Annotated in this window: 13 protein-coding genes and 1 pseudogene; 7 read left to right on the plus strand and 7 right to left on the minus strand. The window is 64.8% G+C overall.

Translation table 11 applies throughout. The features are described from left to right. Positions 1-82: 82 nt before the first annotated feature. From ACZ60G_RS18625 to ACZ60G_RS18640, 4 genes are all read left to right on the plus strand, one after another. Positions 83-4,036 carry a DNA-directed RNA polymerase subunit beta' gene (locus ACZ60G_RS18625; RefSeq protein WP_465811302.1) on the plus strand — a complete coding sequence of 1,318 codons (3,954 nt, stop codon included), beginning with the start codon at positions 83-85 and terminating at the stop codon, positions 4,034-4,036. Between the two features lie 116 nt (positions 4,037-4,152). Then, complete coding sequence (locus ACZ60G_RS18630; protein WP_465811303.1) at positions 4,153-4,422, plus strand: hypothetical protein; 270 nt, start codon at positions 4,153-4,155, stop codon at positions 4,420-4,422. A 76-nt stretch (positions 4,423-4,498) separates the two neighbouring features. Further along, a complete protein-coding gene (locus ACZ60G_RS18635) occupies positions 4,499-4,693 on the plus strand; it encodes a hypothetical protein (RefSeq protein WP_465811304.1) in 195 nt (64 codons plus the stop codon). Continuing rightward, positions 4,683-5,207 (plus strand): glycerophosphodiester phosphodiesterase, encoded by a 525-nt coding sequence (locus ACZ60G_RS18640; protein WP_465811305.1) that lies wholly within the window; start codon positions 4,683-4,685, stop codon positions 5,205-5,207. Before ACZ60G_RS18635 ends, ACZ60G_RS18640 begins: the two co-directional genes overlap by 11 nt. Here the strand turns inward: ACZ60G_RS18640 and ACZ60G_RS18645 are convergent. Continuing rightward, positions 5,198-5,875 (minus strand): hypothetical protein, encoded by a 678-nt coding sequence (locus ACZ60G_RS18645; RefSeq protein ID WP_465811306.1) that lies wholly within the window; start codon positions 5,873-5,875, stop codon positions 5,198-5,200. The two genes, ACZ60G_RS18640 and ACZ60G_RS18645, sit on opposite strands and share 10 nt — an antisense overlap. A 224-nt stretch (positions 5,876-6,099) precedes the next feature. Between ACZ60G_RS18645 and ACZ60G_RS18650 the strand changes: the two genes are divergently transcribed. After that, positions 6,100-6,417 (plus strand): CD225/dispanin family protein, encoded by a 318-nt coding sequence (locus ACZ60G_RS18650; protein ID WP_465811307.1) that lies wholly within the window; start codon positions 6,100-6,102, stop codon positions 6,415-6,417. A gap of 70 nt (positions 6,418-6,487) precedes the next feature. Next, a complete protein-coding gene (locus tag ACZ60G_RS18655; protein ID WP_465811308.1) occupies positions 6,488-6,958 on the plus strand; it encodes a PaaI family thioesterase in 471 nt (156 codons plus the stop codon). A gap of 55 nt (positions 6,959-7,013) precedes the next feature. Here ACZ60G_RS18655 and ACZ60G_RS18660 read toward each other — a convergent pair whose 3' ends face one another. Further along, the gene (locus ACZ60G_RS18660; RefSeq protein ID WP_465811309.1) at positions 7,014-8,021 is read right to left on the minus strand and encodes an aldo/keto reductase; all 1,008 of its coding nucleotides are present in this window, start codon (positions 8,019-8,021) and stop codon (positions 7,014-7,016) included. A gap of 100 nt (positions 8,022-8,121) precedes the next feature. Between ACZ60G_RS18660 and ACZ60G_RS18665 the strand changes: the two genes are divergently transcribed. Beyond that, a complete protein-coding gene (locus ACZ60G_RS18665) occupies positions 8,122-8,988 on the plus strand; it encodes a helix-turn-helix transcriptional regulator (RefSeq protein ID WP_465811310.1) in 867 nt (288 codons plus the stop codon). On the opposite strand, the gene ACZ60G_RS18670 is transcribed toward ACZ60G_RS18665, so the two are convergent. The 5 genes and pseudogenes from ACZ60G_RS18670 to ACZ60G_RS18690 all read right to left on the minus strand — a co-directional run bounded on the left by ACZ60G_RS18670 (position 8,978) and on the right by ACZ60G_RS18690 (position 11,898). After that, positions 8,978-9,622 (minus strand): DUF8020 domain-containing protein, encoded by a 645-nt coding sequence (locus tag ACZ60G_RS18670; RefSeq protein WP_465811311.1) that lies wholly within the window; start codon positions 9,620-9,622, stop codon positions 8,978-8,980. The two genes, ACZ60G_RS18665 and ACZ60G_RS18670, sit on opposite strands and share 11 nt — an antisense overlap. Before the next feature lie 143 nt (positions 9,623-9,765). Further along, the gene (locus tag ACZ60G_RS18675) at positions 9,766-10,755 is read right to left on the minus strand and encodes a pirin family protein (protein ID WP_465811312.1); all 990 of its coding nucleotides are present in this window, start codon (positions 10,753-10,755) and stop codon (positions 9,766-9,768) included. Beyond that, the gene (locus ACZ60G_RS18680) at positions 10,752-11,063 is read right to left on the minus strand and encodes a GNAT family N-acetyltransferase (protein ID WP_465811387.1); all 312 of its coding nucleotides are present in this window, start codon (positions 11,061-11,063) and stop codon (positions 10,752-10,754) included. The genes ACZ60G_RS18675 and ACZ60G_RS18680 overlap by 4 nt, the downstream gene beginning before the upstream one ends. Positions 11,064-11,081: 18 nt before the next feature. Beyond that, positions 11,082-11,540, minus strand: a pseudogene (locus ACZ60G_RS18685) (carboxymuconolactone decarboxylase family protein); the annotation flags it as partial. A gap of 64 nt (positions 11,541-11,604) precedes the next feature. After that, positions 11,605-11,898: a putative quinol monooxygenase gene (locus ACZ60G_RS18690; protein WP_465811313.1), complete on the minus strand. Its 294-nt coding sequence runs from the start codon at positions 11,896-11,898 to the stop codon at positions 11,605-11,607. Between the last annotated feature and the right edge of the window lie 14 nt (positions 11,899-11,912).

The following is an 11,912-nucleotide window of genomic DNA, read 5'->3' on the forward strand; positions in this document are numbered from 1 at the left end:
CGCCGACGACATCCGGCCTCCGCGCTCGACCAACTAGTGAACTTTTGCTCGAATTCGACCCGAATAGGGGAAAGGAAGTTACGTGCTAGACGTCAACTTCTTCGATGAACTCCGGATCGGCCTTGCCACCGCCGAGGACATTCGGCAGTGGTCCTTCGGCGAGGTCAAAAAGCCGGAGACCATCAACTACCGCACGCTCAAGCCGGAGAAGGACGGCCTGTTCTGCGAGAAGATTTTCGGTCCCACCCGGGACTGGGAGTGCTATTGCGGTAAGTACAAGCGCGTCCGCTTCAAGGGCATCATCTGTGAGCGCTGTGGCGTCGAGGTGACTCGCGCCAAGGTGCGCCGTGAGCGGATGGGCCATATCGAGCTGGCCGCTCCGGTCACCCACATCTGGTACTTCAAGGGCGTGCCTTCGCGCCTCGGGTACCTGCTCGACCTGGCGCCGAAGGATCTGGAAAAGATCATCTACTTCGCCGCATACGTCATCGTCGGCGTCGACGAGGAGTTGCGTCACAACGAGCTCTCCACACTCGAGGCCGAGATGGAGGTCGAGAAGAAGGCGGTCGCCGATCAGCGCGACGCCGACCTCGAGGCCCGCGCCCAGAAGCTCGAGGCCGATCTGGCCGAGCTCGAGGCCGAGGGTGCCAAGTCCGATGTGCGCCGCAAGGTCAAGGACGGCGGCGAGCGTGAAATGCGTCAGCTGCGCGACCGCGCCCAGCGTGAGCTGGACCGGCTCGACGAGATCTGGAGCACCTTCACCAAGCTGTCGGTCAAGCAGCTCATCGTCGATGAGGTGCTCTACCGCGAGCTGATCGACCGCTACGGCGAGTACTTCACCGGCGCCATGGGTGCGGAGTCCATCCAGAAGCTGATGGAGAACTTCGATATCGCCGCCGAGGCCGAGAACCTGCGGGAGACCATCCGCAGCGGTAAAGGCCAGAAGAAGCTGCGCGCGCTCAAGCGGCTCAAGGTCGTCGCGGCCTTCCAGACCAACGGCAACTCGCCCATGGGCATGGTGCTCGACGCCGTTCCGGTGATCCCGCCGGAGCTGCGTCCGATGGTTCAGCTCGACGGTGGCCGCTTCGCCACCTCCGACCTGAACGACCTGTACCGCCGCGTGATCAACCGCAACAACCGCCTCAAGCGACTGATCGATCTGGGCGCGCCCGAGATCATCGTCAACAACGAGAAGCGGATGCTGCAGGAGTCCGTGGACGCACTCTTCGACAACGGCCGCCGCGGCCGCCCGGTCACCGGACCGGGTAACCGCCCGCTGAAGTCGCTGAGCGATCTGCTCAAGGGTAAGCAGGGTCGTTTCCGCCAGAACCTGCTCGGTAAGCGCGTCGACTACTCGGGCCGTTCGGTCATCGTCGTCGGTCCGCAGCTGAAGCTGCACCAGTGCGGTCTGCCCAAGCTGATGGCGCTGGAGCTGTTCAAGCCGTTCGTGATGAAGCGTCTGGTCGATCTGAACCACGCGCAGAACATCAAGTCCGCCAAGCGGATGGTCGAGCGGCAGCGTCCCCAGGTGTGGGATGTCCTCGAAGAGGTCATCGCCGAACACCCGGTGCTGCTGAACCGTGCGCCCACCCTGCACCGCCTCGGCATCCAGGCCTTCGAACCGCAGCTGGTGGAAGGTAAGGCCATCCAGCTGCACCCGCTGGTCTGTGAGGCGTTCAACGCCGACTTCGACGGTGACCAGATGGCCGTGCACCTGCCGCTGTCCGCGGAGGCGCAGGCCGAGGCCCGCATCCTGATGCTGTCCTCGAACAACATCCTGTCGCCTGCCTCGGGTCGTCCGCTGGCTATGCCGCGTCTGGACATGGTGACCGGTCTGTACTACCTGACCCGCCTGGAAGAGGGCGCGAAGGGCGAGTACCAGGCGGCCACCAAGGACGCACCGGAGCAGGGCGTGTACTCCTCGCCCGCCGAGGCGCAGATGGCGGTGGACCGTGGTGAGCTCACCGTGCGTTCGCTGATCAAGGTGCGTCTCACCGACCAGCGTCCGCCGAAGGCAATCGAGGCGGAGCTGTTCCCGGACGGCTGGAACCGCGGCGACGCGTGGATCGCCGAGACCACCCTCGGTCGCGTGCTGTTCAACGAGCTGCTCCCGGCGGACTACGCGTTCATCAACGAGCAGATGCCGAAGAAGCGTCAGGCCACGATCATCAACGATCTGGCCGAGCGCTACCCGATGATCGTGGTCGCGCAGACCGTCGACAAGCTGAAGGACGCGGGCTTCTACTGGGCCACCCGTTCCGGCGTGACGGTCTCGATGTCGGACGTGCTCGTTCCGCCGGAGAAGACCGAGATCATGGAGCGCTACGAGGCGCAGTCCGATCAGATCGAGAAGAAGTACCAGCGTGGTGCGCTCGATCACCAGGAGCGCAACAACGCCCTGGTCAAGATCTGGCAGGAAGCGACCGAAGAGGTCGGTAAGGCGCTGCGTTCGCACTACCCGGCCGACAACCCGATCATCACGATCGTCGACTCGGGCGCGACCGGTAACTTCACCCAGACTCGTACCCTCGCCGGTATGAAGGGCCTGGTTACCAACCCGAAGGGTGAGTTCATCCCGCGGCCGATCAAGTCCTCCTTCCGTGAGGGCCTGACGGTGCTGGAGTACTTCATCAACACCCACGGTGCTCGTAAGGGTCTGGCCGACACCGCGCTTCGCACCGCCGACTCGGGTTACCTGACCCGTCGTCTGGTGGACGTCTCGCAGGACGTCATCGTGCGCGAGCACGACTGCGCCACCGAGCGTGGCATCGTCGTGCCGATCGCGGAGAAGCAGCCGGACGGCTCGCTCATCCGGGACGCGCACGTCGAGACCAGTGCCTACGCACGGACGCTCGCGTCCGACGCGGTCGACGCCAAGGGCAACGTCGTCGTGACCAAGGGCGCCGACCTCGGCGATCCGGCCATCGAGGCGCTGCTGGACGCGGGTATCACCGAGGTGAAGGTTCGCTCCGTGCTGACCTGCACCACCGGCACCGGCGTGTGCGCGACCTGCTACGGCCGCTCCATGGCGACCGGCAAGCTGGTCGACATCGGTGAGGCCGTCGGTATCGTCGCCGCGCAGTCCATCGGTGAGCCCGGTACCCAGCTGACCATGCGTACCTTCCACCAGGGTGGTGTCGCGGGTGACGACATCACCGGCGGTCTGCCCCGTGTGCAGGAGCTCTTCGAGGCTCGTGTGCCCAAGGGCAAGGCGCCGATCGCGGAGGTCTCGGGTCGGGTGCGGCTCGAGGACGACGATCGCTTCTACAAGATCACCATCATCCCGGATGACGGTGGTGAAGAGGTTGTCTACGACAAGCTCTCGAAGCGTCAGCGTCTGCGTGTGTTCAAGCACGACGACGGCACCGAGCGTCTGCTCTCCGACGGTGACCACGTCGAGGTCGGCCAGCAGCTGCTGGAAGGCGCGGCGGATCCGCATGAGGTGCTGCGCGTGATGGGCCCCCGTCAGGTGCAGATCCACCTGGTCCACGAGGTCCAGGAGGTCTACCGCTCGCAGGGTGTGTCGATCCACGACAAGCACATCGAGGTCATCGTGCGCCAGATGCTGCGTCGCGTGACGATCATCGATTCGGGTGCCACGGAGTTCCTGCCCGGTTCGCTCACCGAGCGTTCCGAGTTCGAGGCCTCCAACCGTCGCGTCGTCGCCGAGGGCAATGAGCCCGCGGCGGGTCGCCCGGTGCTGATGGGTATCACGAAGGCGTCGCTGGCGACCGATTCGTGGCTGTCGGCGGCATCCTTCCAGGAGACCACCCGAGTCCTGACCGACGCGGCCATCAACTGCCGCTCGGACAAGCTCATCGGCCTCAAGGAAAACGTGATCATCGGCAAGCTGATCCCGGCCGGTACCGGTATCAACCGCTACCGCAATATCCAGGTCCAGCCGACCGAAGAGGCTCGTGCCGCGGCGTACGCGGTGCCGTCCTACGACGACACCTACTACAGCCCCGACAGCTTCGGCGCCACCACCGGTGCCGCGGTCCCGCTCGACGATTACGGTTTCAGCGACTACCGCTGACCCGGTAACAGCATTCGGCCCCCGCTCTCCGGAGCGGGGGCCGTTTGCGTCGTCCAGCTGCCGTCCGCTGTGGTCGGGATCAGGGCCGCGGACGCAGATTCGCCTACTATGGGCAGATGCCGCCCGCTAGCCCATTACCAGCCGGTGACCCGCATCGTGTCATCACGGGTCCCGACGGGGTCGTCGAGGTGATCGTGAGCCTCAGCGAGTACCAGCAGCTCAAAGCTGAACGCGAGGAACTGCGCCGCTTACGTGCGGAGCAGCGCAGAACCGAGGTTGCCGCACAGATCCGCGACGGAATGGCCCAGTTCGCCGCCGATCCCGGCACATTTCGAACCCTGACTCGTGAGGACTTGCAACGGGACGACATCTTTGACCGGCCGTAGAGTTCTGATTGAGGTCAGCCCCCGAGCCGAGCAACAAGTTCACGAACTGCCCGACGTACTTCGCGTTCGGGTCCGATTGGCGCTGCTCGATCTGCTGGACGACCCGCTGCCTCTTGCTAAGGGTGCCATTCCCTTTCGAGCTGGCGGAGACGAGATCCCGGACGCTTACGAATGGGACATCGGTGGCGTGACAATCTTCTACAACCTGATCGAAACCGGGCCGCTACTGATCCAGATCATTGTGCAGGTCGTTCTGGTCGATGCCCTCTGACCAAGCGGTCGCGGCGCAGGTGCATCGGGCGCATTTCGAAAACCGGGTGACCATACAGAGTTTCGATTGGGGCGCGCTGATGCGGATGCGGCAGGTGGCGCCGGAGTTGCCGATCGTCGCGCTGACCAGTGGGCAGCAATTTCTGCAGGAAGGTCAGCCGGGTGCGTCGCCTTGGTTGGGCGGGATCGATATCGATGACTTCCCTGGCACACTGCCGGAGAAATACGTCGCGGCCGCAGCGTCTTTCGGCGCGAACGTGCTGTCACCGGTACATGGCAGTCCGCAGGACCGCACGGTCGAGGATCCGGGCTACGCGGCGTTCACGACCGCCGAACTGGTCCGTGCCGCCCACGAGCACGGCATGACGGTGGTGCCATGGACGGTCGACGATCGCCCCACCATGACCGCGCTGATCGATCTCGGCGTGGACGGCCTGATCACCAACCGCCCGGACCTACTGCGCACCATCCTTGCCGAACGCGGCTACCAGTTGCCGAGGGCATATCACCGATGACGTACTCGCGGGCAGGTTTTGCCAGCGATGTGGCACTTTTCCTCGAATCCCGCCGGTAGCCAGTTACCCGATTGCAACAGCGGATGGCTCGGGAACTGAGTGTGTGCCGCCAGTGCGAAAATCAGTACGGCCCATGGGCTTTGGACTTGGAGGAGATGTGGATTGCCGTTTCGGTCCGGATATCGGCAGATCAGTCGGTCGGGCCCGGGCATATCCACCATTTCCAGGCCCGCCCAATGCACCGAGAACGAATGATCGGCGTTGTAGCAGTACATCCGCCGGTCCGAAACCATTACCGAGCCGGGGCGTTCGGCCACCCAGCGCGGGCGCAGTCCGGCCTCCGCCTGGCGGCGTCGCGAGCGGTTCGCCATGGCATTGCCGAGATGAGCCGCCGCCACGAAGGACAGCGTGCCGACAGCCGTCACGCCGTTGCGATTCCAGGTTCCGTCCCCGACCGCCCGCCACTGAAACCAGACGGCAGGGCCCTCGGCCAGGCATATTTCGTCGGATTCGGTCCGGACCATGGTGGCTCGGGTCGGCAGTTCGGCAAGCCGGTCGTGTAGCAGGAAGTCGATGACACCGCAGGTGTACAGCAGATGGTCGTCGGCCGCGGACCAACCCACCTGCTGTGCGATGATCCGATCGATATCGGAGGTCGGGTCGTACATCGGCCCTACCGTCCGATCGGCCACAGACACATCGGCTTTTCCGCCGCTTTTCGCGCCAACGCCGTCATGCATTATCCAATCGCGATAGACATGCCACCGTTGTCAATTGTGCCCAAGCCGAGCCGATCGCGCGATCATCAGCCGCGGTGCAAGGTTGTGTTCGTAGGCTGGTACAGCCCGAAATGCCGGGCCCGGCCGCCGACTTCGAGACGGGATCCCCACCCATGACATATGGACAACAGCCCGGCTATGGCTACCCGCCTGCCCAGCCGCAGTTCGAACCACCGGCACATCTGGGCTTCGCGGTCGTCGCCACGATTATCGGCACGCTGACCTGCCTGGTGGGAACGGCGGTGGGGCTGGTCGCGATCGTCTTCGGTACCCAGGTGCATTCGAAGTGGATCGCGGGCGACGTCGCGGGCGCGATCGACGCGTCCAAGAAGGCGCGAGGCTGGGCAATCGGAGCCATGGCGGCGAATGTGCTGTGCGTGGTACTCGGACTCGGCTACCTGGTCGTCACGCTCACCCACTCTTCTGCCTGACCCACGGTGGACAACCGCTATCCCGCCGGGGTATGAAATTAGAACACGTTTCAGTTCGGTGGGAGATGCGATGGACGACGCGGCCGTGGGCGATCTGGTGATGGCCGGATTTCAGAAGCTGGGATTTATCCAGTTCGCCGGTATCGAAGGAGTGGAGTTCAGCGCGGGCCGCAATGTCGTGACGATCGCGCCGAAGCCCGAACATCTCAACCACAACGGCGATCTGCATGCCGCGGTGCTGTTCGGCCTGGCTGAGACCGCGGCGATGGGCGCGTCGATCTCGGGCATTGTCGATCTGATGGGCGAGACATTCATCGTCGCCCGCGACGGCCGGATCGAATATCTGGCGCGGGCCAAGGGCGAGGCGGGTCCGTTTCTCGCGACCTCCGCGTTGACTGCCGAAACCCTGGAACGGGTGCGCGCCGATATCGCGGCGCGGGTCGATGTCGAGCTGGAGGTGCCGGTGGATATCACCGATAGCACCGGAAAGTCCGTTGCCGCATCGGCATTCACGGCGGTCATTCGGCCACGGCGGAAGTGATCGATTGACCCGGGTCGGGAGGGCGGCCTGAGCGCGCGCCCTCCCGTAAACCACGTCAGCGCTCGCTGTCGAGCAGCGCCATCTGTGCTTCCGCATAACGTTCGCCCGCGATCTGATCCGCGGGCACCGCGGCCTCGATGGTCGCCAGTTCATCGATGCTGAGCTGGATATCCACGGCCCCAAGGGATTCCGACCAGCGCTGACGAGTGCGCGCACCGAGGATCGGCACGATATCCGTGCCCCGGGTCAGTACCCAGGCAATGGCCAGTTGTGCGACCGAAACATCCTTCTCCGCGGCGATATTCGCGAGAGCGTCGACCAATTTCAGGTTCTGGTCGAGATTTTCACCCTGGAAGCGCGGGCTGTGGGCGCGGAAGTCGGTCGGTGCGAAGGTCACACCCGGGCGCACCGAATCGCTGAGCAGACCACGCGACAGCACACCATAGGCCGTGATGCCGATGCCGAGTTCCCTTACCGCGGGCAGGATTTCGGTCTCGATCCCACGGGAGATCAGCGAATATTCGATCTGCAGATCGGCGATCGGGTGCACGGCGGCGGCCCGGCGAATGGTGTCGACGCCGACCTCGGACAGTCCGATGTGCCGGATATAGCCCGCCTCGACGAGTTCGGCCATGGCGCCGATCGTCTCCTCGATCGGGACATTCGGGTCCAAGCGCGCGGGACGGTAGATATCGATGTAATCCACGCCGAGGCGCTGCAGGCTGTAGGTGAGGAAGTTGCGCAGCGCGACGGGTCGATTGTCGCTGCCGCCCCAGGTGCCGCCCGGCCCGCGCAGTGCACCGAACTTCACGCTGAGCACCACGTCCTCGCGGGGACGCTCGGCAATGGCCCTGCCGATCAGCATCTCGTTGTGACCGGCGCCGTAGAAATCGCCCGTATCGATGAGGTTGGCGCCGGAGTCCAGTGCGGCGTGGATGGTCGCGATTGATTCGGCGTCGTCGGCGGTGCCGTACATGCCGGACATGCCCATGGCGCCGAGTCCGATGCGGCCGACCGTCGGGCGGGTGTCGCCGAGCTTGGTGGTGTTCTTCGATGTCGTCATGGGATAAGCCTGACCCCTGCTGAAGGGTTGCGGGAGAGATCGCTTATCGGGGGACCGGCGATCCCTGGCTCGGTGGCGGGTATTGCGGGACAGTGGTGACATGGACCGATCCGAACTGGCTGATTTCCTGCGCAGGCGTCGCGAACAGCTGACGCCCGCGGATGTCGGGCTGCCACCGGGGGTGCGCCGCCGCACGCCCGGCCTGCGCCGGGACGAGGTGGCAATGCTGGCGGGGATGTCCACCGACTACTACACCCGCCTCGAACAGTCCCGGGGCCCGCGGCCCTCCACCCAGGTGCTGGCCGCGCTGGCGCGGGCGCTGCGTTTCAGCAATGACGAGCGCGACCATCTCTATCACCTGTGCGATCACGCGCCGCCCGGGCGCGAGGTGGCCGATAGGCATGTCGCTCCGGGGATCATGCACGTGCTTGCCAAGCTCGACGACACCGCGGCCACCGTCATCACCGACCTCGGCGAGGTTTTGGTGCAGAACCGCATGCATACCCTGCTGGTCGGCGACCATGCGAATCGGCGCGGCTGGGACCGGTTCTATGCCTGGCGCTGGTTCACCGATCCGCAGTCGCGCTCGATATTCCCCGAGGACGACTGGGATCGGTTGGGCCGCAACCATGTCGCGGATCTGCGCGCCACCGCGGCGCGCCGATCCGGCGATGCCGACGTCACCGAATTCGTGAGCCGATTGCGTACCGCGAGTACGGAATTCGAGCAGCTGTGGCACGAACACGAAGTGGCGGTGCGGACTTCGGATATCAAGCGGATCCTGCATCCCGAGGTCGGCGCGATCGATACGGTCTGCGAAACCCTGCTGACCCCGAACGCGGCACAGCGGCTATTGGTCTATATGCCGCGTCCGGGCACCGATGCCGCGGAGAAGCTGGATCTATTGCGCGTCATCGGGACCCAGCGCCTGCTACCGCACGACGATATCGGCTCGCTCAGGGATTGAGATCGAAGTAATCCATCGCCGCCTGAACGGCCGGTTCACCACCACCGGCGGACAGGCCGGCGAACGCACCGATGGCCCCGCCGACCACGGTCGTGACCGGGACGGTGACGAAGTCGAAGACGAAAAGACCGAGCGGGAAACCGAGGACGAATCCGATGGCCGCACCGATAGCGGCACCGGTCAGCACCTGCGGCATGGACTTCTCGACCTGATCGAAGAAGCGCTGCTCGGTGCTCACCTCCCGCACCGGATCATCGGTCGTGCTGATCGGGGTGAGTGAGAGCCGGGTGCCCGCCTCATCGATGGCAGGCACCAGATCGATCCGATGTCCGGCGATCTTCACTGCGGTCGGCAGCGCGGCGACCACCTGTCCGTTGGCATCGGTCAGCGAGATGACCTTGTTGTCGCGGACCAGGTCCCAGCGGCCCTCGGAAATTGTCGTCACCACGGCGTGGCGGTTCTCGGTCGCCGCGACGTGATAGCCGATGTGCTGGAAGAAGCCCTGCAGGTCGAGTGGTACGTCGGCGGTCGAATTCGGTGCGGGCGGTGCGGGTTCCGCGAGTACGACGCCGGTGCCGATCGTGGTGGCCGCGAGTGCAAGCAGTGCCGTCGCGGTGATTCTGGAGATCCTCATCCTGCTCTTTCATCCGACCACCGGCGCGGAATGTCCGGTTTGTTCCGAACGAAGATACCGTTTCGTGATCGGATGTTGAAGTGTTTCCTCCCCGAATTCCCGCGCATCAGAGAAAGTCCCGATTGTTTTGTGGTGCTACGGATTCAGGTCCTGGCCGAGCCCATGCGACGTTTACGGGGCTTCAGGTGCAGACCGGGCAGGGGCGGGGCCGGAATGCGCTGTTCCGGTGTGTGGCCCGCGATATCGGCGAAACGCTCGACAACGTGTTTCTCCCAATCGTTTCGGGCCTCGGTGATGTCCTCGTGGCTGCGGCCGACGAAGTTCCACCACATCACCAATTCCTCACCGAACGGCTCGCCGCCGATTAGTGCGAAATGCGCGCCCTCGGCGCTGCTGAGCCGCAACTGGTCGCGTCCGGTGCCCAGGTAGAGCAGTGGGCCGGCAGCGATTTCGGTGCCATCGGCTGTGACACTGCCCTCGATCACCATGAGCGCGTGCTCGAAATCAGGATCCAGGGCGATGGCGGTGTCGGTGCCCGGTTCGATTCGCACATCCGCGCCGACGATCGGTGTGTAGGCCTTGGCAGGCGAGGTGAGTCCGGCGAACGTGCCGATCAGCACGATCGCTCGCACCCCGGGTGCCTCGTAGACCGGCAGCTCACGATGCTGTTCGAAATGCGGATCGATCCCGAGGCTGTTGCCGGGCAACGCGATCCACAGTTGCAGGCCGTGCCCGGCGTGCGCCCCCGCGACGCCGTATTCGGAATGCGCGATGCCGCGGCCGGAGGTCATCAGATTCAGCTGTCCCGGCTCGATCTCCACATCGGAGCCGATCGAATCGCGGTGGCGGATGCGCCCGTCGAACGGCCAGGTCACCGTCTGCAATCCGATATGCGGATGCGGATCGATATCCGGTGACGCCCCCGTCTTGGTGACCGTGGGCGAGCCGAAGTGATCGAGGAAGCACCAGGCGCCGACGGTCGGCAGATCACGTTGCGGCAGTACGCGTTCCACATAAACGCCGCGCACCCCGCCGAGCGGGACCTCGCGCGCCGGATAGAGTTCCGCGACCGGGCCGGAACCCGGTGTCGCCTCGCAGACCGCTTCCTCCGGATGCGGATCGAGATCACTCATCGGGTGACGCCCTTGCCGACCACATGCTCGTCGTATTGCGGATGCTTCTCCAGGTAGGCCTTGATGAACGGGCACAGCGGCCGGATCACCCGGCCGCGGGCGATCGCATCCTCGATCGCATTCTTGGCCAAGACGGTGCCGAGGCCCTTACCGGAGAACGCGCCATCGATCTCGGTGTGGATGAACACCGTCTCGTCGTCGCGCTCCTCGTAGTCGGCGAATCCGGCCAGTTCGCCGCCGTAGAACACCTCGTAGCGCTTCTTCTCGTCGTTGCGGGCGACCTTGCTCTCGGGCGTGGATTCGGTCATGGTCGACTTCTCCTTCGTCGGTCGTACCGGGTGTTTGCTCAGGATCGACACGCGGTTGAACGCGCCGATCGTGGTGGCGACCCAGAGGATCGCCGAGACCTGCTCATCCGATAAATGCTCGCGTGCCAGAGCGTACTCACGGTCCATCGTGGCCTCGTCCGGCAGCGTGGTGGTGAGTTCGGCAAGTGCCAGCGCGGCCCGCTCCAGCGGCGTGTACAGCTCGGTCCGCTGCCATGCGGACAGCACGGCGAGTTCGCGCTCGGTGGCACCGGCCGCGACGGCGGCCCGATGGTGCACGTCCAGGCAGTATGCGCAGCCGTTGATCTGCGAGACGCGCACGTTGATCAATTCGATGAGCCTGCGGTCGAGTCCGGCCGCGGCACCGGCCGCGCGGACCGCGCTTGCCACGGTGTTCAGCGCTCGAAACGCCTCAGGTGTCTGCTTATCGATGAACACGCGTCTGCCGGAGGACTCCATGGTCCGGATAGTAGAGCAGCACGGTGCCCGGACTGCGGTCCGGTTCACCGTGCTGCGTTGAGGGTCAGGCGACCTCGTGGAACCGCCGGAGTTGGAACGGCTCGATCAGGATCTCGTTCAATACGACCGCGGCCTCCTGCAGATGCGGAGTTTCGAAATGCGTCGCGAGCGCCGCTTCGTCGACCCACTCCTCGAGCAGCACGACTCGGCTCGGATCGCTCGGGTGCAGATACAGCTCGTAGGCGATACAGCCCGCCTCGGCATGCGTCGGCGCGACCAAATCCTCGAGCGTCTCGCGCAGTTCGGTCTCGTGACCGGGCTTGGCGGTGAATCGGACATTGAGCGTCAGTGTGGACACCGATGCCTCCTGAT

The sequence above is a fragment of the Nocardia sp. NPDC102475 genome (assembly GCF_055584605.1).

What these genes read in the sequence shown, in the direction of transcription:
- ACZ60G_RS18670 (WP_465811311.1), bottom strand. Translation starts at nt 9,622, where the DNA reads ATGAGGATCTCCAGAATCACCGCGACGGCACTGCTTGCACTCGCGGCC.
- ACZ60G_RS18640 (WP_465811305.1), top strand. Translation starts at nt 4,683, where the DNA reads ATGCCCTCTGACCAAGCGGTCGCGGCGCAGGTGCATCGGGCGCATTTC.
- ACZ60G_RS18675 (WP_465811312.1), bottom strand. Translation starts at nt 10,755, where the DNA reads ATGAGTGATCTCGATCCGCATCCGGAGGAAGCGGTCTGCGAGGCGACA.
- ACZ60G_RS18650 (WP_465811307.1), top strand. Translation starts at nt 6,100, where the DNA reads ATGACATATGGACAACAGCCCGGCTATGGCTACCCGCCTGCCCAGCCG.
- ACZ60G_RS18665 (WP_465811310.1), top strand. Translation starts at nt 8,122, where the DNA reads ATGGACCGATCCGAACTGGCTGATTTCCTGCGCAGGCGTCGCGAACAG.
- ACZ60G_RS18645 (WP_465811306.1), bottom strand. Translation starts at nt 5,875, where the DNA reads ATGTACGACCCGACCTCCGATATCGATCGGATCATCGCACAGCAGGTG.
- ACZ60G_RS18680 (WP_465811387.1), bottom strand. Translation starts at nt 11,063, where the DNA reads ATGACCGAATCCACGCCCGAGAGCAAGGTCGCCCGCAACGACGAGAAG.
- ACZ60G_RS18630 (WP_465811303.1), top strand. Translation starts at nt 4,153, where the DNA reads ATGCCGCCCGCTAGCCCATTACCAGCCGGTGACCCGCATCGTGTCATC.
- ACZ60G_RS18660 (WP_465811309.1), bottom strand. Translation starts at nt 8,021, where the DNA reads ATGACGACATCGAAGAACACCACCAAGCTCGGCGACACCCGCCCGACG.
- ACZ60G_RS18655 (WP_465811308.1), top strand. Translation starts at nt 6,488, where the DNA reads ATGGACGACGCGGCCGTGGGCGATCTGGTGATGGCCGGATTTCAGAAG.